Raw genomic sequence first — 20,409 nt, forward strand, 5'->3', positions numbered from 1 at the left:
CGCCTCAGAACAGGAAATACCGCTGCGCCATCGGCAGCACGGCCGCCGGCTCGCAGGTGCACGGCTCGCCGTCGACGGTCACCTTGTACGTCTCGGGATCGACTTCGATCCGCGGCGTCGCGTCGTTCAGCACCATATCCTTCTTGCCGATGTTCCGGCTGCCCTTCACCGGCTCCACCCGCTTCGTCAGGCCCAGCTTCTCCGCGATGCCTTGGGTATAGGCCGCCTGCGACACGAACGTGATCGAGGTCGCGGCGCGCGCCTTGCCGAACGCGGCGAACATCGGCCGGCCGAATACCGGCTGCGGCGTCGGAATCGACGCGTTCGGATCGCCCATCTGCGCCCAGGCGATGGCCCCGCCCTTCAGCACGAGATCCGGCTTCACGCCGAAGACCATCGGATTCCAGATGACGAGATCGGCGAACTTGCCCGGCTCGACGGAACCGACCAGATGCGCGATACCGTGCGTGATCGCCGGATTGATCGTATATTTCGCGATGTAGCGCCGGATGCGGAAGTTGTCGCTCGCCGTGTCCGGTTGAAGCTGTCCGCGCTGGCGTTTCATTTTGTCCGCGGTCTGCCATCGTCCGGCCGGCGATCGCGGCCAGCGTATCCTCCACGAACCCCGACTCGTTCAGCGTGTCGGTGTGGATGGCGACCTGCACGTCGTGCAGATCCGCCGCGCGCAGGCACGCGTCGATCGCCGCCGGCGTCGTCCCCCAGTCCTCGTGCAGCTTCAGCCCGATCGCGCCCGCTTCGATCTGCTCGATGAGCGGCTCGATGAACGAGGCGTTCCCCTTGCCGGTGAAGCCGAGGTTCATCGGGAATGCCTCGGCCGCCTCCAGCATGCGGGCGATATGCCAGGCGCCCGGCGTGCACGTCGTCGCGTTCGTGCCGGCGGCCGGCCCGGTGCCGCCGCCGATCATCGTCGTGATGCCGGACGCGAGCGCCGTCTCGATCTGCTGCGGGCTGATGAAATGCACGTGCGAATCGATGCCGCCGGCGGTGACGATCCGGCCCTCGCCCGCGATCACCTCCGTGGAGACGCCGACGATCAGGTTCGGATCGACGCCGTCCATCAGGTCGGGGTTGCCCCCCTTGCCGATGCCGACGATCAGGCCGTCCTTGATGCCGATGTCGGCTTTCACGATGCCCCAATGGTCGATGATGACCGCGTTCGTAATGATCGTGTCGAGCACGCCGTCATCGCGCCGCGCCCGGCTCGACTGCCCCATGCCGTCGCGGATGACTTTTCCGCCGCCGAACTTGCATTCGTCGCCGTAGACGGTATAGTCCCGCTCGATTTCGGCCCACAGCTCCGTGTCCGCCAGCCGGATCGCATCGCCCGTCGTCGGGCCGAACATGCCGTCGTAGCTTTTGCGATCCATCCGGCTCACCGCGGTCCCTCCTTCCATGCTTCCAGCCGCTCCCGCACCTCTTCGGGAACAGCGACGGGAGCAGCCACGCCCCGCGTCAGCCCGTTCAGGCCGTAGACGATGCGTGATCCGCCGATTGTGGTCAGGACGACCGGCTTCTCTTCGCCCGGCTCGAACCGGACCGCCGTTCCGGCCGGAATGTCCAGCCGCATGCCGAACGCCGCCTCGCGGTCGAAGACGAGGGCGCGGTTGACTTCGAAGAAATGAAAATGCGAACCGACCTGCACGGGACGGTCGCCCGTATTGACGACAATCAGCTCCTTGCGCGGCCTTCCCGCGTTCAGTTCGATCCCGCCTTCCGCCGTCCGGTATTCCCCTGGAATCATGCACGGCATCTCTCCTTCCACATTTGCATGCCGGATCTCCGCCCGGCCGGTTATTCGGCTATCGGATGGTGGACGGTGACCAGCTTGGTGCCGTCCGGGAAAGTTGCCTCGACCTGCACTTCCTGAATCATCTCCGGCACCCCTTCCATCACCTGGTCCCGGCGCAGGATGCGGGCGCCGTACGCCATCAGCTCGGCGACCGTCTTGCCGTCTCGCGCGCCCTCGAGGATTTCGGACGTGATGAGCACCACACTTTCCGGATAGTTCAGCTTGACGCCGCGCGCCAGCCTCCGCCTTGCGAGATCGGCGGCCACGCTGATCATCAGCCGCTCCTTCTCCCTTTCCGTCAGCAGCATGCGTACATCTCTCCCTTCCATCCAATTTAATGTTCGGTTTTCTAACATAATTATAACGTCAATCCTCAGAATTCGCAATTTAATGTTAACTTTTATAACATAAAAATTTTGCGCCCCAATGCTCTTGCATCTTCTCGAAAAAACCGGTACGTTCCTGATGAGTGTGTTGTGACGAGGAGTGATCCCGAATGAAGGAACAGAGCATCCGTCGTCTGACGGATAAGGAAGTGGATGACAGCATCCGGCTGTCCTCTTTCGCGTTTCAATTCAGCCTCAACCCGGAAGTATGGGAACAGCGCCGCAAATCGTTGAAGCCGGACCGCGTCTGGGGATATTTCATTGACGGACGGTTGGCGGCCAAAGCCGCCGTCCATCCGATGCGGATCTGGCTGAACGGCCGCAGCATCCCGATGGGCGGCATCGCGGGGGTCGCTACGTGGCCGGAATTCCGGAGACAGGGACTCGTCCGGCAGCTCCTCCTGCACGTCCTGGGCGTAATGCGCAACGAAGGGGTGACCGTTTCGTTCCTGCACCCCTTCTCCATTCCGTTTTACCGGAAATTCGGTTGGGAAGTCGTCGCGGACGCCGTTGTGCTTGAACTGCAGCCGGAGAAATGCGGAGGATTCGCGATGGAGGGCGGCATGCGGCGGATCGAACGGCCCCTGGAGGAACTGGGACTGCTCCATCGCCTGCGCGGGCGTTATGCGGCCCGGTTCAATACCATGAACGATCGCGACGCGGATTGGTGGGAAGAGCGGGTGCTCGCGAACGAGTGTTGCTGCTACATCTACGAGGACGCGTCCGGCGAGCCGCAGGGGTACATGCTGTTCACGCTGAAGGACCGGCTGATGCACATTGCGGAGTGGGTTTACCTGAATCGCGAAGCGCGGGAGGGCATGCTGGCGTTCATCGCCAACCACGATTCCATGGCGGACAAGGTGCAGCTGAAATGTTCGGCGAACGACCGTCTGCCGTTTCTCCTGCATGATCCCCGGTTCACGCAGACGCGGATGCCGCACGTCATGGGCCGCATCGTCGATGTCCAGAGCTTCGTCTACGCATACGCGTTCCGACCGGGGAACGGCCCGACCCGTCTGCGGCTGCGCATCACGGACGAGGCCGCGCCCTGGAACGACGGCGAATTCCTGCTCTCCGTCGACGCGGACGGCCGCGGGAGCCTGACGCCGGCCGCCGCCGGGTCGCCGGATGCTCCGGCGCTGGCTTGCCACATTCGCGCGCTGTCGGCAGTGCTTCTCGGCGATCAGCGTCCTGCGTCCCTGTATGAGGACGGCTTGTTCACCGGCGACGCGGCGGCCGCGGAATTGCTCGAATCTCGCGTTCCGGCGACGCCGACGAATCTGATCGATTTCTTCTGAGACCAAAAGCAGACATTCGGATGGCGGGAAGGCGCAATTGCCCCCGCCGTTTTTGTTGCCTCCGTCTGCCTCCCGATTGCTGGTCAAGGTATGGCGGATATGTTACACTAAATTAGATAGTTCCCGGCGTTTGCACGGATCCGCCTCAGAATCGGAAAGGGGAAATCGCAGTTGACCACAGGCAAAATGAGATCCGACATGATCAAGCGCGGCTTCGACCGCGCCCCGCACCGCAGCTTGCTGCGCGCCGCGGGAGTCAAGGAAGAAGACTTCGACAAACCGTTCATCGCGGTCTGCAACTCTTACATCGACATCATTCCGGGCCACGTCCATCTGCAGGAATTCGGCAAGCTGGTCAAGGAAGCGATCCGCGAAGCCGGCGGCGTCCCGTTCGAGTTCAACACGATCGGCGTCGACGACGGCATCGCGATGGGCCATATCGGCATGCGCTACTCTCTCGCCAGCCGGGAGCTCATCGCCGACTCGGTCGAGACGGTCGTGAACGCCCACTGGTTCGACGGCATGGTGTGCATTCCGAACTGCGACAAGATTACGCCGGGCATGATGATGGCGGCGCTGCGCATCAACATCCCGACGATCTTCGTCAGCGGCGGTCCGATGAAGGCCGGCAAGACGTCCGACGGCCGGTCGATCTCGCTGTCGAGCGTGTTCGAAGGCGTCGGCGCCTACCAATCCGGCAAGATCGACGAGAAGGGCCTGCGGGAACTCGAAATGTACGGCTGCCCGTCGTGCGGCTCCTGCTCCGGCATGTTCACCGCGAACTCGATGAACTGCCTCGCCGAAGCGCTCGGCCTCGCGCTGCCCGGCAACGGCACGATCCTGGCCATCTCGCCGGAACGCCGAGAGTTCGTGAAGCAATCGGCGCGCCAGCTGATGGAGCTGATCAAGCGCGACATCAAGCCTCGCGACATTGTCACCAAGGAAGCGATCGACAATGCGTTCGCCCTCGACATGGCGATGGGCGGCTCGACGAACACCGTGCTGCACACGCTCGCGATCGCGCGCGAAGCGGGCATCGATTACCCGATCTCGCGCATCAACGAAGTGGCGGAGCGCGTGCCGCATCTCGCCAAGATCGCGCCCGCATCGGATTACCACATCGAAGACGTGCATGAAGCCGGCGGCGTATCGGCCATCCTGAACGAGCTGCTCAAGAAGCCCGGCGCGATCCACGGAGAATGCATTACGGTCACCGGCAAGACGCTCCGCGAGAACGTCGAAGGCTGCGAGATCAAGAACAAGGACGTCATCCGTCCGCTGGACAATCCCCACAGCGAGCGCGGCGGCCTCGCGATTCTGTTCGGCAACCTGGCGCCGGAAGGCGCGGTCATCAAAGTCGGCGCGGTCGACCCTTCGGTCGGCGGCTACCACAAAGGCCCGGCCATCTGCTTCGATTCGCAGGATGAGGCGCTCGCGGGCATCGCGTCCGGCAAGGTGAAGGAAGGCCATGTCGTCATCATCCGCTACGAAGGGCCGAAGGGCGGTCCCGGCATGCCGGAGATGCTGGCGCCCACGTCACAGATCGTCGGCATGGGCCTCGGCGCCAAGGTCGGCCTCGTGACCGACGGCCGATTCTCCGGCGCGTCCCGCGGCATCAGCATCGGCCACGTCTCGCCGGAAGCGGCGGAGGGCGGCCCGATCGCGTTCGTCCGCGACGGCGACATCATCGAGCTCGATCTGAACAACCGCACGATGAACGTGCTGATCAGCGACGAAGAGATGGAGAAGCGGCGCGCGGAATGGCCCGGCTTCACGCCGAAGATTTCGGGCGGCTACCTCGCGCGGTACTCGCATCTCGTCACGAACGCCAGCATGGGCGCCGTGCTCAAGATCTGAATACAAAAAGACGGGCTGTTCCGTCAGATCCCTTAAGGCGCGGGATCCGGAACAGCCCCTTCTTTTATGCCGCGATTACTGCTGCAGCGTCTTGCCGCCCGTCAGGATGGCCGCCGCCGGCCCGTCGGCCGGCAATGCCCCCGCCGCGGCCGGCTCGAGCGCGCCGGACGCATCCGGCTGCGGACGGCCGGACGCGCTGCCGTACCGTCTCAGGAACTCGGCCATGGACATCGCCATGATGCGCGGGTAGAACTGCACATTCTTGTCTCTGAGCAGCTCCCCTCCGCTCGGATGAAGCACCCGGATCAGCAGCCGGAGATACCGGGTCGTCAAGAACCGGAACGACCCCCGGGGCATATCCAGCACGCTGAACCCGAACGCCTCCGGACCGCGGTGAATCATGCTGATGCCGTACAGCCCCTTGACATCGCTGAGATCCGCTTTGCTCTCCAGATGCCGCGCCAGCGCCGGCAGCGCCTTCTCCGTCTCGCGGATCAGGAAAATCGCGACTTTCATGAGTGAACGCGAATTCTCCAGCAATTGCCTGAGCTTCGCATTGTCGAAATGCAGTTCGACGATCTTGTCGTTCGGCCGGATGACGGCGCCGTCGTCCAGCACGAGCTCGCCGCCGCGATACGGCCGGATGCGGTAATGAAGCAGCGAGCCGTCGCCGACATCGACAATCCGGAACAGCACGTTGAAGCAGCGCTCCCATGCCATCCAGCATGCCGTCACCGTCCGCTTGAACCAGCCCGGCTGCCGCCCGGCCTTCTCGCGCGCGCGATTCTTGTCCGTCACGGCGATCAACTCCCCGATCGTCACAAATCGATAGCCCCGCTCGCTGCCCCGTTGCAAATACACTTCCAGCGCCTGCAGCATCTGTTCCGGCGCGTCTTCGTCCGCTCCGAACGTATTGCCGCAGTCGTGCAGAAGCAGCACTTCGCCCGGGCGCAGCTTCTTCATCATCCGCGCCGTCAGCCGTTCGACGCCGACGCGCTTCCGCCAGTCGCCGAACATCGCCGACCACAGAATGATCTGCAAATAGCCGAGATTGGCGAAATCGAACAGATTGACAATGCCCCACGGCGGACGGTAGTAAACCGGCTTCACACCCGTCGCCTGTTCGATGATCCCGCTCGTGCGGGCGATCTGTTTCTTCACCGTGCCGGGGCGCATGAGCCAGTTCGTCTTGTGTAAATAATTATGAATGCCGATGTCATGTCCTTCCTCCGCCATCCGCCTGAGCAGCTCGGGGTGCCGCTCGGCGTGGACGCCGACGACGAAGAACGTTGCCTTCGCCCCGTATTTGCGCAGCAAATCCAGCAGGCGTGGCGTGTACACCGGGTCCGGCCCGTCATCGAATGTAAGCGCGATCTCTTCGCGGGCTCGTCCACGCTTGAATACGCGGAATCCGAACGTCCGGCTGATGAATCCTGGCAGAAAAGCATAGAACGTCAGGAAGTAGAATCCCCACAGCAGCACATTCTCCATGCGAACGTTTCCCCACCATCCCAAGTGAACGCCGCACCGGTTTCGCTTCCGGCGTCGTATTCATCTTGTTTATTGTATCATAATCGTTAAAAAAATAGGCGGCTTCTCCAAAACTATAGTAAAATCAGGTTGTCCCTTTTTTTGCGCCACCAACATCTCGAAGGGGAGTCGATATGATCACGTTCTACAAACGCTACTGGCGGACGGCATTCGATATCGCGCTCATCGCGCTTACCGTATGGCTCATCATGTACGTCTTCAGTTTTCTGTACAAGATCGCCGCTCCCGTCTTCATGTCCTTCCTGATCTTCGCCTGCATCGAGCCGCTGGCGAAACGGCTGAACCGGATCGGCATCAAGAAAGCGATCGCTTCCGCCATCAGCGTCCTGTTCTTCACGCTGGTCATCCTCGGGGCGTTCATCGGGGCAGGCGTTCTGCTGACTTACGAAATCATGGAATTCGTCGACCGGCTGCCCGATTACCAGACGATCTTCACCGAGGAAGCGACGTACTGGATCGCCTGGCTCCAAAGCCGGATCGACCTGCTCCCGGAAGGCGTCGTGCAGCAGACGCAGAGCGTCATCAATTCGATTACGGGCTGGGGGCAGCGGGTCGCAACGCAGATTCTGGTCGGATTCGTCAACATTCTTTCATCCCTCAGCACCTTCGTGTTCAATTTCGGTATCGGCATCATTCTCGCGTATTTTCTGAGCATCGAGATCGACACGTGGAAGAAGCTGGCCCGCGAAAAAACGCCCAACACGTTCAAGACGGCGTTCTACTTCCTGAAAGACAACGTGCTGGCCGGCATCGTCGGGTATCTGAAATCGCAGCTCATCCTCGTCTCGATCACCTTCGTGGTCATTCTGACCGCCCTGATGCTGCTCGGCGTGAACAACGCCTTCACGATCGCGGCGCTGTCGGCCATCGCGGACATCCTCCCGCTGCTCGGCGTCACGACCGTGTTCGCGCCGTGGATCATCTACCTGTTCATCGTCGGGCAGACGCAGCTTGCGATCTGGCTGACCGTCATCCTCGGCGTCGTCCTGCTGACGCGCCAGATTCTCGAGCCGAAGATCACGGGCGGAACGCTCGGTGTATCCGCCTACACGATGCTCGTCTGCATGCTGGTCTCGCTGTCGCTCTTCGGCGTGGCCGGCGTCATCCTGTCGCCGGTGCTCGTCATCCTGATCAAGCAGCTGCACGCGCAGGGCTATCTGCGCCGCTGGATCCGGCCGCCGCTCGATTACGACAACCCGCCCGCGGATCCGCCCGCAGGCTCGCCCAACGCAACCTGACCCGGCAAAAAAGCTCCGCCTCCGTTAGCGTACGGAAGCGGAGCTTTCTTCATGCGCCGCGAGGATATCCATCACTTGCCGGAACAGCAGAACCGCCTGGTGCTCGCTGCCTTCCGGGCGGTTCAGCGCCACGACGGCGGCGGCGTACCGCGGCCGGCCGACCGGCCCGAAGCCCGCGAACCATTGATGATTGACCGGCCGGCCATCCTTCATCGCCTGGGCCGTTCCGCTCTTGCCCGCGAGCGGCCACGCCGCATCCCGCAGGGCGCGCCCCGTCCCCTCCCGGACGACCGCCTCCATGCCGTGAAGCAGGAAGGCGGCCGTGCTCGGCGAGACGCGCCCGAAACGCGACGGCGATTCGGCGGTTCCGAACGCGGCCATCCGGCCTCCGGAAGCGTAGCGGATGTCCGCCACGATGCGGGGCGCGGGCACCCGGCCGCCTTGCAGCAGGGCGACGACGGCTGCGGCCGCCTGCAGCGGCGTGGCGGCCGCGTCGCGCTGGCCGATGGCGGTCTGGACGATCAGACCGCCGTCCCGCGCGTCCGGCCGGCCGGCGAACACGCGGCCGCTCTCTTCCTCGGGAAGCGGCCGGACCTCGCCGCCGGCCCCCGGCCAGCGGATCGGGCGGACAAGCGGCCGGCCGAAGCCGAGCCGGTCGGCCGCCGCCGCCAGCTGCTCCGGCGTGAGTCGTTCGGCGATCTGTGCGAAGGCGACATTGCACGACTGGGCGAACGCCTCTTCCAGCGTCAGCACGCCGTGACCGCCTTCCTTCCAGCAGGAGAGCCCGTAGCGCCCGTATTCGCCGTCGCAGCGGAAGCGCTCCTTGGGATGAACGACGCCGGCGTCAAGCGCCGCCGCCAGCGTGACGAGCTTGAAGATCGAGCCCGGCGCGGCGGCGCGGAGCGCGTGGTTTTCCGTGCCGGCGAGGCCGGGCGCGATCCGCAGCGGATCGTAAGCCGGCCGGGAGACCATCGCCGCGATGTCGCCGGTCGCCGCATCCAGCACGACGATCGCCCCTTCCTTGAGGCCCGCCCGGTCCGCCAGCGCGGACAGTTCGCGCTGCAGCCGGCCGTCCAGCGTCGTCCGGACGGTCAGCGGATAATAGCCGCTCCGGCTTTGCGCGATCCGCAGCGCCCCCGGCAGCGAATCGCCGCCCGCGTTCCGTCTGCGCTGGGCGATGACCGGTCCCGAACCGCGCAGCAGCTTCTCCAGCGAACGCTCGAGCCCCATGCCGCCGATCTTCGCATCCAGCGGCATTTCGCCCCTCGCCGCTTCCTCCGCGTAAAGCTCGGCAAGCCGTCCGGGATTCTGGCTGACGTAGCCGACGACATGCTGCGCTCCCAGGACGGACGAATCCCGCGGCGTATAGGGCAGCACATAGACGCCGGCGAGCCCCGCTTCCTCCGCCGTTCTTGCCGACTGCCCGTGAAGCGGAAGCGGCGCGCGGCCTTCCCGGTCCATGAGGAACTCCGGCTCGGTCAGACTCTCCAGCCAGCTCCGCAGTTCGTCCGGCGGCATGCCAACCGCTTTCGCCAGCTGCGCGTATTGCCCTTCCTCTCCCCGCGGTCCGTTCACCGGAAACGCGGCCAGGGCGGGGTACGGCAGCCCGACCAGCGACACGCCGGCCCGGTCGACGATGCGCCCGCGTCCCGTATCGGCGACCAGTCGGTCGAACCGGCTCACCACGGCCCGTTCGGTTACGTCCGCGGCGGCGGGCAGCACCCCGGGCAGCACCTGCAGCCACGCCAGCCGGCCGAGGCAGACCGCTGCCGCGATCGTCGCGGCGACGCCCAGCCGACCGATCCGGCGAATCCTGCGTTCGGTCCGATCTTCCTTCACATCCCCCGCCTCCTTCCATTCGCCAGTGTAGCCTTCGGGTGCGCTCCCTATGCCCCGCCAGGGCGTCCGTTGCATGAAAAAAGCCGGTCCCGCGGGACATGCCGCGGAACCGGCCTTGACGCATCTTAGGCTTTGCCGTTCTGATTCTTCCAGTCGTCCGTCCGGAAATGGGAGAGCGTCTCCTTCAGATGATTGGACACCTTCTCCAGCTCGTTCGACAGCACGACCAGATTCTCGCTGATGTTCAGCTGCTCGTTGCTGAGCGATGCCACTTCCTCGCTCGTCGCCGACGATTGCTGCGCCACCGCGCTGACGTTGCTCATCGCTTCGGAGAGCACGCTCTGCGTCTGGCCGAGCTGAGCGACCGAATCGTTCACCGTCTCCAGATGCGCCGTGAAGGCGTTCATCTGCGCCTGGACGGACAGGAAGATCTGATTCGCTTCCTTGACCGATTCGATCTGCTCCTGGAAGATCGGATAGGCCTCTCCCAGCACGCCGACCGTGGCTTCGATCTCGCTCTGGATCGACTCCGTGATCGAGGCGACGACATCGATCGACTCGCGGGATTGATCCGCCAGCTTGCGGATCTCGTCCGCGACGACCATGAAACCTTTGCCCGCGGCGCCGGCCCGCGCCGCTTCGATCGTCGCGTTGAGCGACAGAATGTTTGTCTGCTTCGTGATATTGTTGAGCACATCGAGAATTTGCCGGATCGACCGCGTGCTTTCTTTCAGCCTGTCGACCTTCTCGACCATGTTGCGCGTCATTTCCTCGGTCATGCCGGTCTTCTCGATGAGCGAAGCCATATAGCGCGTGCCCTGTTCGCTCGCCCGCTCGACCTCGACGGCCGACGAGGCCATCTGGTCGCGCGCTTCGTTGACCTCCTGCATCTTCGCGCCCATCTGCTCCGTCAGTTCGCTGCCGCGCTCCGCCTCGACCGCGAGGCTCGTGGCGCCGTTCGCGATTTCCTCGGTGGCGACGGCGATTTCCTTGGCGGAAAGCGCCGTCTTGCGCGAAGCTTCCGACAGATTTTCCGCCGTCCGCAGCACTTGCGCCGCCGACTCGTTCGTCCGGTTGACCAGCGCCGTGATCTGCTCCATCATCTGGTTGAAGCTGAGCGCGAGCTGACCGATTTCGTCGCGCTTCCTGATGTTCGAACGGACGGTCAGATTGCCTTTCTCCCCTTCGTTCATCAGGTTGCGCAATTTCGCCAGCGGCATCGCGATCATCCAGATGACGAGCAGGCCGATGCCCGCGGCGAGAAGGGCCGCGATTCCCAGCATGCCGTACATGACGTTGCGGATCTTGCCGGCATCCTTGACCAGCTCACCGACCGGCAAGGTGCCGACCAGCGTCCAGCCGGTGATGAGCGTCTGATAGGGCGCAAGCACCGTATCGCCGTTCAGCTCGGCGGTGACGGCTTCCGCCTGCAAGGCCTGGCCGAGTTCAATGTCCAGTTTCTGGCCGACTTCTTCATCCGGACCGAACAGAATCGTCCCGTCCGCATCGACGATGCGAACCTGGCTGCCGTCGCCGAGCGAGACGCCGGCGAATTGCTCCATGACCACCTGATAGTCATATTCCAGCACCAGCAGGTAGATCGGTTCATTGGTCGCCGTAGAGCGAATCACCTTGGCGAGTCCGAACGTCATTTTGTTGCCGTTGCCGTTCAGACCGTTCTTCATCGTCGGAATCCAGTACGTCGTGCCGTCCAGTTCGAGTGCCCGCTTGTACCAGTCGGATTCAAGCGCCTTCTGGACGTCGAGACGGCTCGTCGCGCTCAGGATGGCAGACAGCTCGTTCTTCAGCGGAAGCAGCGCGCCGCCCGTGATATATTTGCTGTTGCCGAACAGGAAGTTGTTGAAGCTCGTCTCGATTCCCTGCACTTTCTGGTAACGCTCGAAGTCGGTCAGGTTCGCCGCATAGGCCAGCTCCCGGGAATTCAACTGAAGCGTCTGGTCAAGCACGACGGACATGACCAGGTTCTCGATGCTGGACAGCTGCAGATTCAGCTTGCCCGCCGTCTGGGAGATCGCCGTCTTCGAGGCGTCCATCACCTTGTTCTTGATGATGTCCTTCGCCGTCTCGTATGAATAGAGCCCGACGGCGTAGACGCAGACCAGAATGCTGACAAAAATGATGGCGAACAGCTTCACGCCAACGGAACGGGTCAGCCTCACCTTGTTCAGGCCGGCGCCGATTTTCGATACAGCCTCGGTTACCTTGGTGAGATCGGCCGCATTCCGGTTTTTTGCCGATGAATCGGGTGCGTCGCCCTGACTTTTTCGTTCTTTCGGTTTCCATGTCCATTTCATGATGTCCACCACCCAAATCGCACGAATGTTGCGTATCGCTTTCATTACGCTGTTTTAAAGTGTTCAACGTCATGCTTCGGAGCACCAACGGATTGGTCTTGCCGCCTCCCCTCTGCCGGTTGCCTTGCATTTGCCGTGAAAGACACGATTGCCGCCGGTCATGCTTCCGGCATCGTATGTACTTACGCATATATTTTTATTATCGGAAAGGACGGCATGCTTCGTTAGGCCCGGCTTGCAAAAAAAATCCGGGCTTATCCGCCCGGATGATCGTCTTCCTTATGGTTCCTCCCGCTCATGCGCCGATCCGCTTCCGCATCAGATCCATCGCCCGGACCGGCTGCTCCGTGCGAATCCGCACGCGCTGCAGCGGATGGCGGGCAACGTCGATCCGTGCGCCGGACTCGTCTTCCAGTTCGCCGAGCGTCTGGCGGAACAGCCTGCCGCCCGGACCGAAAAATTCGACTTCCTGCCCCGGACGGAACGGGCTCCGCTGCTCGACGAGCGCGATGCCGGTCCGTTCGTCGTAGTCCAGGACGACCCCCGCAAAGTCATACGGCGCGCCCTTCGGCTCCGGCCCGTAGATATGGTCGTCCGCGTCGGGCTCGCCGAAGAAAAATCCGGTGGTCAGCGGCCGGTTCGCCGCCTTGTAGATCTCCTCAAGCCACTCCGGCTTCAGCCGGTAGCCGGCGGGATCGGCGAAATAGGCGTCGATGGCCTGGCGGTAGACACCCGTGACCGTCGCCGCGTAATGCAGGCTTTTCATCCGCCCTTCGATCTTGAAGCTGTCGATGCCGGCCTCGATGAGCTTCGGCAAATGCCCGATCATGCACAGATCCTTGGAGCCCATCGTGAACCGGTCGCCTTCCCCGGCCAATACCGGCTCGTCTTCGCCGAAGTACAGGTCGTACTGCCAGCGGCAGGACTGGCAGCAGCCGCCGCGGTTCGAATCCCGGTCGGTAAAATGGTTCGACAGCACGCAGCGCCCGCTGAACGACGAGCACATCGCGCCGTGGACGAACACTTCCAGCTCGATGTCGACGCGCCGCTTGATCTCCAGAATTTGCTCCAGGCTCGTCTCCCGGGCCAGCACGACGCGCGGCAGCCCTTCATCCTTCCAGAACTGGACGGTGCGCCAGTTCAGCACCGACTGCTGCGTGCTGAGATGCACCTCGAGGCCGGGCGCAACGCGCTGCGCGGTCTCGATGACGACCGGATCGGCAGCGATGATCGCGGCGATGCCCGCTTCCTCGAGCCCGCTTAAGTATTCCTCCAACCCGTCCAGATCCTCGTCGTGCGCGTAGATGTTGACCGCGCAGAACACTTTGGCGCCATAACCCCGCGCGAACCGGGCGCCCTCCTTCATCTCTTCGAGCGTGAAGTTGTCGGCGTTCGAGCGCAACCCGTATTTCTGTCCGCCGATATAGACCGCATCCGCGCCGTAGTGGACGGCGAACTTCAGCTTCTCCAGACTTCCGGCCGGCGCCAGCAATTCCGGACGCTCAAGCCGGACCCTTCTGCCCCTGGCAGCCGGCATCGTCATCGCGGCCATCAGCGCCGCCTCCTTGCTCCTGTTCTAGTAAACCTGTTCCTTGTAGTAAAACCCGAACGTCAGCTCGCGGCGGGGATCCTGCAGTCGCCGAATCGGCTCGAGCCACTCCTCACGAAACTCGTATCCCGCGGGATCGCGCAGCCATTCGTCGATTGCGGTGCGGTACGCCCGGACGGCCGCCTCGTTGTATTCGGGCGTCTTCAGCAGCCCTTCGATCTTGAGCGCGTCGATACCGCCCTCGAGCAGCTCGTGGACGACCTCGAGCAGGCAGATGTCGTCCGGACTCATGATATGCGTTCCGGCCTCGTCCTCGAAGATCGGCAGCCGGCTGTCCGGACGCTCCGTCTCGATCAGATAGAGTCCCTGCGCCGCGTCGGCTGCCCCCGGACGGCCAGCGGTCCGCTCTGCATCCGATCCGTCCCGTCCGCGCAGCTCGAACGCGCGGCCTGTATTCGCACTGTGCTCCAGATAGCTCTCCACGAGCCGCCGCTTCGAGTGGTAGATGTTCGTCATGCCGTGCACCTGAACCTGCACTTCGAGCGACGTCTTCGCCTTGAACGCCAGAATCTCTTCCCCGTTCAGCTCCCGGGCGAGCACGGCGCGGGAAGCGCCGCGCCTGCCCCAGAATTCCGCCGCGCGGGCGTTCGTCGCCGTCATCTCGGCATTCCAGTGAACGGCGATCCGCGGCGCCTCTTCGCGGACCGTCATCAGCACGGCGGGATCGCCGCATTCGACGGCATCCGCCCCCGCTTCCGCCAGCCCGCGGATGTATTCCGGCAGCGCCTCGAGCGCCGCGTTGTCCAGCAGATTGTTCACGAGCACGTACAGCCGTTTGCCTTGCGGATGGAGCAGCCGCGCCGCGTCGCGGATCATCGCGAGGTCGAACGGACCGGCGGCGCGGGCGGCGAACGGCGGTCCGCCGACGAGCAGGGCGTCCGCTCCGGCATTCGCCAGCCGCTCCAGCTCAGCCGGGGATGACGCCGTCGCCAGCAATTCCGGCTTCCGTCCCGCCGTCATCCGCCGCCGCCTCCTTGAGCCGCGACTGCATTGCTTTTGCGGATGTTCTCCTGATGCTCCTTGAACGTTCTGGCGAACAGATGCGTCCGCGAGCCGTCCTTTTTCGTCACGTAATAAAGGTAATCCGTCTCTTCCGGCTCGAGCGCCGCGCGGATCGCCGACAGGCTCGGGCTCGCGATCGGTCCCGGCGGAAGTGCGGGAATCTTGTACGTGTTGTACGGGCTGTCCACCTCGAGATCTTCTTCCAGAATCCGTTCCTTCGTCTCGCCGAGCGCGTATTGCACGGTGGCGTCGATCTGCAGCGGCATGCCTTCCTTCAGCCGGTTGTAGATGACGCTGGCGACGATCGGCTGTTCCTCCGCGACGGCGACTTCGCGTTCGATCAGCGACGCGATGGTCAGCAGCTCGTGCAGCGTCATGTTCCGCTCGTCCAGGACGTCCTGCCAGTCTTCGGGCAGTTGGGCCAGCTTCCGGTCGAGCTCGATCATCATCCGCTTCAGAATGTCGGCTTCGGTGCTGCCCGCCTCCATCTCGTAGGTTTCGGGGAACAGATAGCCCTCCAGCGGATGGAGCATCTTCTCGTCATCCGGCACGGACGCGGCCGCGGACGACCAGCCCCGCGCCTCGGCCGAATCGGCCAGCGCGAGGAAGGCGGACTTGTCGATCAGTCCCTCGGCCGCCAGCTTGTCCGCTATTTTCTCGATCGTATAGCCTTCCGGAATCGTGAAGCGGAACGTCTCGGGCTTCAAGGTGCGCCCTTCGTTCAGCATCGCGATGATCTCGTCGTTCGTCATGCCCGGCGTCATCTCGTACAGACCGGCCTGAAAATGATCCCCCTGATCCTTGAAGTGCAGATAATACTTGAACAGAAATGCGCTGCGGATAATGCCGTAGTCCTCCAGCAGTTCGGCCGTCCGGAAAGCGGACGTGCCGCTCGGAATTTCAATCCGCACCGGCTCTCCCGCGGCGGTCGGCTTCAGACCGTTCCAAATGTAGAGAGCGACGCCGCCGATCCCTGCCGCCATGAGCAACAGCAGCGACAGGATGACCCACATCGTAATCCGCCATTTCGGTATCGGCATCCGGACGCGGCCGTCCGTGCCGGTCGGTTCAGCTTGGATGTGATCCGACATGTCTCTACCCCGTTCCTCCTGTTCAACAGCACAGAGGGACGAGCTTCCCCGTCCCTCGGCGTCCCTATTCGAGCGAACCGCGGTCTCCTGCGCTTTCCTCGAATATCAGCTCGTCGTATCCTTCCGCGGCTGTCTCCCACTCGTCTTCATCTTCGATGTCCGCCAGCTCGAACGAGCCGTCATCCCGCGTTTCGACACGGAAGAAGGCGATCTCGTCATTCCGGCGCATGTCGGGCGTCTGCAGCGCGGCATACACCGCGTCCCCGACCCTGTACTCGGCGAGCAGCTCGAACGTCTCCGTCCCGCCTTCGCCGTCGATCAGTTCAATCTCCCTGCCGTAGGTCTCCTTGAGCCGGTTCAGCCGTTCAATCCGCATCATGCTTCCGTCTTGCCTTCTTCCAGCTCGGCCAGCAGCGTATTGAACGTCTCTTCCACCATGTTCCACTCTTCCTCGTCTTCGATCGTGTACAGCTTCAGATCGTCGCCGTCTTCCTCGTACCGGAAGGCGTACACTTCCTCTTCCTCGCCCTCCGGCGCGTCAACCGGCATAAGCATCATGTACTTCTTGTCGGAATCGTCGAGTTCGAACTTCATGATGACTTCGAACTCTTCCTCGTTGCCTTCTTCATCCGGGATATAGATGATTTCCGGCTCTTCGGTCAGCTTTCCGTCATCGGTCATCGTTTTCTCACCTGCCCGCTTTGGAATCGAGATAATGCTGCAAAATCAGCGTTGCCGCCAATTTGTCCACAACCTGCCTGCGTTTTCTGCGGCTGACGTCCGCTTCAAGCAGCGTCCGTTCGGCCGCTGCCGTCGTCAGCCTTTCATCCCAGAGGTGAACGGGCAACTGTAGTTTTCCGCGCAGCATATCTGCAAATGCGATGCAGATTTCGCCACGCGGCCCGATCGATCCATCCATGTTGCGCGGCAGGCCGACGACGATCTCGCTGACCTCCCGTTCGCGGACGAGCCGTTCGATTTCTTCCAGTTCCCGGCCGTCCCGATGTCTTTCCACGACGCCGACACCCTGCGCCGTCCATCCCAGCTCATCGCTCACGGCGACGCCGATTCTCCGGTCGCCGAGGTCCAATCCCATAATCCGCAATGCGCCGCTGACTCCTTTATCCGCCGCAGGATGAGGCTCAGTTCGTTCCCATGGTCCTTACCTGCGCCGGCTCAGATAGTACCGGACAAGCTCTTCGATCAATTCGTCCCGTTCCTTCTTGCGGATCAGGCTTCTTGCGTTCTTGTGCCGGGGGATGTATGCCGGATCGCCGGAAAGCAGGTATCCGACGATCTGGTTGATCGGGTTGTACTCCTTCTCGACCAGCGCGTCGTACACCGCCAGCAGAATGTCTTCGGCACTCGTCTCGACCTCTTCCGCCTTGACGTTGAATTTCATCGTCTTGTCCATGGATGAACTCATCGCCGGCACCTCCCTTTCGGGTGAGACCAGATTCATATTTCCATCATATCACATTTGCTTGGGCCAGAACCAGTTCCTCCGCACGCTTCAGCGCTTCGTCAAGCTTCGACGGATCCTTGCCGCCGGCCTGCGCCATATCCGGACGGCCGCCGCCTCCGCCGCCGCAGACCGCCGCCACTTCCTTGATCAGCTTGCCGGCGTGGAAACCTTGGCCGGCCAGATCCGGCGAGACGGCGATGACGAAGTTCACCTTGCCGTCCTGCTCCGCGCCCAGCACGATGATGCCGGAGCCGAGCTTCGCCTTCAGTTCGTCGGCGATGCCGCGCAGCGCGTCCATGCCGCCGGCGCTCACCCGGGCCGCGATCAGCTTCACGCCGCCCACTTCGCGCGCCTCGCCCGCGAGCGAGCCTGCCTCGATCCGGCCGAGCTTCGCCTGCAGCGATTCGATCTCGCGCGACAAGTCCTTGATCTGCGCCTGCAGACCCTCGATCCGCTTCGGCACGTCCTGGACGCTGACCTTAAGCAGCCCGGCCGACTGGCGCAGCACGGCGATCTGATGATCCATGTACTCGTACGCCTTCCGGCCCGTCACCGCTTCGATCCGGCGGACGCCGGAGCCGATGCCGCTCTCCGAGACGATCTTGAACAGGCCGATCTGGGCCGTATTCTGCACGTGGATGCCGCCGCACAGTTCGATGCTGTAGTCGCCGATCTTGACGACGCGCACGATCTCGCCGTATTTCTCGCCGAACAGCGCCATCGCGCCCATCGCCTTCGCTTCGGCCAGCGCGTGATACGAAATTTCGACGTCCGTGCCGAGCCAGATCTGTTCGTTGACGCGGCGCTCGATGTCGTCCAGTTCCTCCTGGGTGACCGCGCTGAAATGGGTGAAGTCGAACCGCAGCCGATCCGCCTCGACGAGCGAGCCGGCCTGGTTCGCATGCCCGCCCAGCACTTCCTTCAGCGCCTTGTGCAGGAGGTGCGTCGCCGTATGGTTCTTCGTGATCGCTTCGCGATCGGCCTTCGCGACAGCCGCTTCGATGACATCGCCGACGCGCAGCACGCCGCTTTGCACCTTCACGTGGTGAACGTGCTGGCCGCGCGGCGCCTTCGATACGTCCTGCACCACAGCGCGGACCTGTTTGCCCGTAATTTCGCCCCGGTCGCTCACCTGGCCGCCGCTTTCCGCGTAGAACGGCGTACGGTCGAGGATGACGAGGCATTCGGTGCCTTCGCCCGCCAGGTCGACCATTTGCCCGTCTGCGACGATCGCGGCCACCTTCGCCTCCACGGCGACCGCGTCATAACCGACGAATTCGCTCGGCTCGGCGTAATCGTCGAGCGGTCCGCCCTGCACCTGCATGCCGCCGGTCTCCTGGCGCGCCGCACGCGCCCGCTCCCGCTGCCGTTCCATCGCGGCTTCGAATCCTTCGCGGTCGACGGAGAGGCCGTTCTCCGCCGCATAGTCTTCCGTCAGATCGAGCGGGAAACCGAACGTGTCATACAGCTTGAACGCATCCTCGCCCGAAATGACGCCGCCTTGTCCGCGCGCCGCTTCGGCGACTTCGGCCAGCTTCGCGAGGCCGCCCTCGAGCGTCTCGTGGAACCGCTCTTCCTCGGTCCGGATGACGCGCTCGATGAACGCCCGCTTCTCGACGACTTCGGGGTAGTGCGACCCCATGATGTCGCCGACGACCGCTGTCAGCTCATACAGGAACGGCCGCTCGACGCCGAGCTTCCGTCCGTAGCGGACGGCGCGCCGGAGCAGCCGGCGGATAACGTAGCCCCGTCCTTCGTTGGACGGCAGGACGCCGTCGCCGACGGAGAACACGACCGTCCGGATATGGTCGGCGATCACCTTGAGCGCGACGTCCGTTTCCTCCCGCTCCTGGTAGCGGACGCCAGCGATTTCGCACGTCCGGTCGATGATCGGCCGGAACAGGTCGGTGTCGAAGTTGGAGTCGACATCCTGCAGGATCGACGCGAACCGCTCAAGCCCCGCGCCGGTGTCGATGTTCTTGTTCGGCAGCGGCGTGTAGCTTCCGTCCGGATTGTGGTTGTACTGCGAGAACACGAGGTTCCACACTTCGAGGAACCGCTCGTTCTCCCCGCCCGGATAGCACTCGGGATCGGACAGGTCGCCGTATTTTTCCCCGCGGTCGTAGAAAATTTCCGTACACGGTCCGCACGGCCCTTCGCCGATGTCCCAGAAGTTGTCCTCCGTCTTGTAGATGCGTTCCGCCGGAATGCCGATCTTCTTGTTCCACAGCTCGAACGCTTCCGTGTCCTCCGGGTGGACGGTCACCGACAGCCTGTCCGGTTCGAAGCCGATCCACTCGGGGCTTGTCAGGAATTCCCACGCCCAGGTGATCGCTTCTTCCTTGAAGTAGTCGCCGATCGAGAAGTTGCCCAGCATTTCGAAAAAGGTGTGGTGCCGCCGCGTCTTGCCGACGTTCTCGATGTCGTTCGTGCGGATGCATTTCTGCGCGTTCGCGATGCGCGGGTTGGCCGGCTTCACGCGGCCGTCGAAGTAAGGCTTGAGCGGCGCCATCCCCGCGTTGATCCAGAGCAGGGAAGGATCGTTGTGCGGCACGAGCGACGCGCTCGGCTCGATCGCGTGGCCTTTGCTTGCGAAGAACGCAAGCCATTTCGAACGGATTTCACTGGCTTTCATGACTGTCGTTACGCCTCCGTCTTTCGGTTTCTCAAGATAATAAAAAACGTCCTTGCATCAAGCAGGGACGAATTCATGATTCGCGGTACCACCCTGGTTACCGGCTCCCTTCCCGCGGGCACACCGGTCGCCTCGCCGGACGATAACGGGTCCTGCCGGCGGATTTTCCCTCCGCACTCCGAAACGAGCTTCGGCCGCCCTGATGCCCGGGGCCCTTCCAGCCGCGCCTTGCGACTTTCGCGCGGGGCTCCCTCTCTGTCCGGCCGGTCACGGCTTACTCCTGTTTCATCCTGGTTTTGTCCGATATAGGCAT

The 20,409-nt window shown here is 63.1% G+C and carries 16 protein-coding genes and 1 pseudogene; 3 read left to right on the top strand and 14 right to left on the bottom strand.

The window, feature by feature from the left end; translation table 11 throughout:
• Nucleotides 1-4: 4 nt before the first annotated feature.
• The 3 genes and pseudogenes from THECO_RS12050 to THECO_RS12060 form a co-directional block, all read right to left on the bottom strand.
• Nucleotides 5-1,397 (bottom strand): annotated as a pseudogene (locus THECO_RS12050) (urease subunit alpha).
• On the bottom strand, nucleotides 1,394-1,762 hold the full coding sequence (locus THECO_RS12055) for an urease subunit beta (RefSeq protein ID WP_041853893.1): 369 nt from the start codon (nucleotides 1,760-1,762) through the stop codon (nucleotides 1,394-1,396). The pseudogene THECO_RS12050 and the gene THECO_RS12055 overlap by 4 nt, the downstream one beginning before the upstream one ends.
• 50 nt (nucleotides 1,763-1,812) lie before the next feature.
• Nucleotides 1,813-2,118 carry an urease subunit gamma gene (locus tag THECO_RS12060; RefSeq protein WP_015255323.1) on the bottom strand — a complete coding sequence of 102 codons (306 nt, stop codon included), beginning with the start codon at nucleotides 2,116-2,118 and terminating at the stop codon, nucleotides 1,813-1,815.
• Nucleotides 2,119-2,306: 188 nt separating this feature from the next.
• Between THECO_RS12060 and THECO_RS12065 the strand changes: the two genes are divergently transcribed.
• Nucleotides 2,307-3,494 carry a GNAT family N-acetyltransferase gene (locus tag THECO_RS12065; protein WP_015255324.1) on the top strand — a complete coding sequence of 396 codons (1,188 nt, stop codon included), beginning with the start codon at nucleotides 2,307-2,309 and terminating at the stop codon, nucleotides 3,492-3,494.
• A 186-nt stretch (nucleotides 3,495-3,680) separates the two neighbouring features.
• The gene (gene ilvD, locus THECO_RS12070) at nucleotides 3,681-5,351 is read left to right on the top strand and encodes a dihydroxy-acid dehydratase (protein WP_041853894.1); all 1,671 of its coding nucleotides are present in this window, start codon (nucleotides 3,681-3,683) and stop codon (nucleotides 5,349-5,351) included.
• 75 nt (nucleotides 5,352-5,426) lie between these two features.
• Here the strand turns inward: ilvD and THECO_RS12075 are convergent, their stop codons facing one another.
• On the bottom strand, nucleotides 5,427-6,842 hold the full coding sequence (locus THECO_RS12075) for a polysaccharide deacetylase family protein (RefSeq protein ID WP_015255326.1): 1,416 nt from the start codon (nucleotides 6,840-6,842) through the stop codon (nucleotides 5,427-5,429).
• Between the two features lie 173 nt (nucleotides 6,843-7,015).
• On the opposite strand from THECO_RS12075, the gene THECO_RS12080 reads away from it, so the two are divergent.
• Nucleotides 7,016-8,140, top strand: coding sequence for an AI-2E family transporter (locus tag THECO_RS12080; protein ID WP_015255327.1), 1,125 nt, complete (start codon nucleotides 7,016-7,018; stop codon nucleotides 8,138-8,140).
• Between the two features lie 24 nt (nucleotides 8,141-8,164).
• Here the strand turns inward: THECO_RS12080 and THECO_RS12085 are convergent, their stop codons facing one another.
• The 10 genes from THECO_RS12085 to alaS form a co-directional block, all read right to left on the bottom strand.
• Entirely contained in the window at nucleotides 8,165-9,979 is a 1,815-nt protein-coding gene (locus tag THECO_RS12085) for a peptidoglycan D,D-transpeptidase FtsI family protein (protein WP_015255328.1), read from the bottom strand.
• A gap of 125 nt (nucleotides 9,980-10,104) precedes the next feature.
• Nucleotides 10,105-12,294, bottom strand: coding sequence for a methyl-accepting chemotaxis protein (locus THECO_RS12090; RefSeq protein ID WP_015255329.1), 2,190 nt, complete (start codon nucleotides 12,292-12,294; stop codon nucleotides 10,105-10,107).
• 295 nt (nucleotides 12,295-12,589) lie between these two features.
• On the bottom strand, nucleotides 12,590-13,846 hold the full coding sequence (locus tag THECO_RS12095; RefSeq protein ID WP_015255330.1) for a peptidase U32 family protein: 1,257 nt from the start codon (nucleotides 13,844-13,846) through the stop codon (nucleotides 12,590-12,592).
• A gap of 24 nt (nucleotides 13,847-13,870) precedes the next feature.
• Nucleotides 13,871-14,863 carry a peptidase U32 family protein gene (locus THECO_RS12100; RefSeq protein WP_015255331.1) on the bottom strand — a complete coding sequence of 331 codons (993 nt, stop codon included), beginning with the start codon at nucleotides 14,861-14,863 and terminating at the stop codon, nucleotides 13,871-13,873.
• Nucleotides 14,860-15,996 carry an endolytic transglycosylase MltG gene (gene mltG, locus THECO_RS12105; protein ID WP_015255332.1) on the bottom strand — a complete coding sequence of 379 codons (1,137 nt, stop codon included), beginning with the start codon at nucleotides 15,994-15,996 and terminating at the stop codon, nucleotides 14,860-14,862. Before mltG ends, THECO_RS12100 begins: the two co-directional genes overlap by 4 nt.
• A gap of 64 nt (nucleotides 15,997-16,060) precedes the next feature.
• Nucleotides 16,061-16,375 carry a DUF1292 domain-containing protein gene (locus THECO_RS12110; RefSeq protein ID WP_015255333.1) on the bottom strand — a complete coding sequence of 105 codons (315 nt, stop codon included), beginning with the start codon at nucleotides 16,373-16,375 and terminating at the stop codon, nucleotides 16,061-16,063.
• Nucleotides 16,372-16,677 carry a DUF1292 domain-containing protein gene (locus tag THECO_RS12115; RefSeq protein WP_015255334.1) on the bottom strand — a complete coding sequence of 102 codons (306 nt, stop codon included), beginning with the start codon at nucleotides 16,675-16,677 and terminating at the stop codon, nucleotides 16,372-16,374. The genes THECO_RS12110 and THECO_RS12115 overlap by 4 nt, the downstream gene beginning before the upstream one ends.
• 7 nt (nucleotides 16,678-16,684) lie before the next feature.
• Nucleotides 16,685-17,101, bottom strand: a complete 417-nt coding sequence (gene ruvX / locus THECO_RS12120) for a Holliday junction resolvase RuvX (RefSeq protein WP_015255335.1) — start codon at nucleotides 17,099-17,101, stop codon at nucleotides 16,685-16,687.
• A 57-nt stretch (nucleotides 17,102-17,158) separates the two neighbouring features.
• Nucleotides 17,159-17,422: an IreB family regulatory phosphoprotein gene (locus tag THECO_RS12125; protein ID WP_015255336.1), complete on the bottom strand. Its 264-nt coding sequence runs from the start codon at nucleotides 17,420-17,422 to the stop codon at nucleotides 17,159-17,161.
• Between the two features lie 43 nt (nucleotides 17,423-17,465).
• Nucleotides 17,466-20,096 (bottom strand): alanine--tRNA ligase, encoded by a 2,631-nt coding sequence (alaS, locus tag THECO_RS12130; protein WP_015255337.1) that lies wholly within the window; start codon nucleotides 20,094-20,096, stop codon nucleotides 17,466-17,468.
• Nucleotides 20,097-20,409: the final 313 nt, after the last annotated feature.

It is taken from the genome of Thermobacillus composti KWC4 (assembly GCF_000227705.2).
GTDB lineage: Bacteria > Bacillota > Bacilli > Paenibacillales > Paenibacillaceae > Thermobacillus > Thermobacillus xylanilyticus.

What these genes read in the sequence shown, in the direction of transcription:
- THECO_RS12115 (WP_015255334.1), bottom strand. Translation starts at nt 16,677, where the DNA reads ATGACCGATGACGGAAAGCTGACCGAAGAGCCGGAAATCATCTATATC.
- THECO_RS12110 (WP_015255333.1), bottom strand. Translation starts at nt 16,375, where the DNA reads ATGATGCGGATTGAACGGCTGAACCGGCTCAAGGAGACCTACGGCAGG.
- ilvD (WP_041853894.1), top strand. Translation starts at nt 3,681, where the DNA reads ATGAGATCCGACATGATCAAGCGCGGCTTCGACCGCGCCCCGCACCGC.
- THECO_RS12060 (WP_015255323.1), bottom strand. Translation starts at nt 2,118, where the DNA reads ATGCTGCTGACGGAAAGGGAGAAGGAGCGGCTGATGATCAGCGTGGCC.
- mltG (WP_015255332.1), bottom strand. Translation starts at nt 15,996, where the DNA reads ATGTCGGATCACATCCAAGCTGAACCGACCGGCACGGACGGCCGCGTC.
- THECO_RS12125 (WP_015255336.1), bottom strand. Translation starts at nt 17,422, where the DNA reads ATGAGTTCATCCATGGACAAGACGATGAAATTCAACGTCAAGGCGGAA.
- THECO_RS12080 (WP_015255327.1), top strand. Translation starts at nt 7,016, where the DNA reads ATGATCACGTTCTACAAACGCTACTGGCGGACGGCATTCGATATCGCG.
- THECO_RS12055 (WP_041853893.1), bottom strand. Translation starts at nt 1,762, where the DNA reads ATGATTCCAGGGGAATACCGGACGGCGGAAGGCGGGATCGAACTGAAC.
- THECO_RS12065 (WP_015255324.1), top strand. Translation starts at nt 2,307, where the DNA reads ATGAAGGAACAGAGCATCCGTCGTCTGACGGATAAGGAAGTGGATGAC.
- THECO_RS12090 (WP_015255329.1), bottom strand. Translation starts at nt 12,294, where the DNA reads ATGAAATGGACATGGAAACCGAAAGAACGAAAAAGTCAGGGCGACGCA.
- THECO_RS12100 (WP_015255331.1), bottom strand. Translation starts at nt 14,863, where the DNA reads ATGACGGCGGGACGGAAGCCGGAATTGCTGGCGACGGCGTCATCCCCG.
- alaS (WP_015255337.1), bottom strand. Translation starts at nt 20,096, where the DNA reads ATGAAAGCCAGTGAAATCCGTTCGAAATGGCTTGCGTTCTTCGCAAGC.
- THECO_RS12095 (WP_015255330.1), bottom strand. Translation starts at nt 13,846, where the DNA reads ATGGCCGCGATGACGATGCCGGCTGCCAGGGGCAGAAGGGTCCGGCTT.
- THECO_RS12075 (WP_015255326.1), bottom strand. Translation starts at nt 6,842, where the DNA reads ATGGAGAATGTGCTGCTGTGGGGATTCTACTTCCTGACGTTCTATGCT.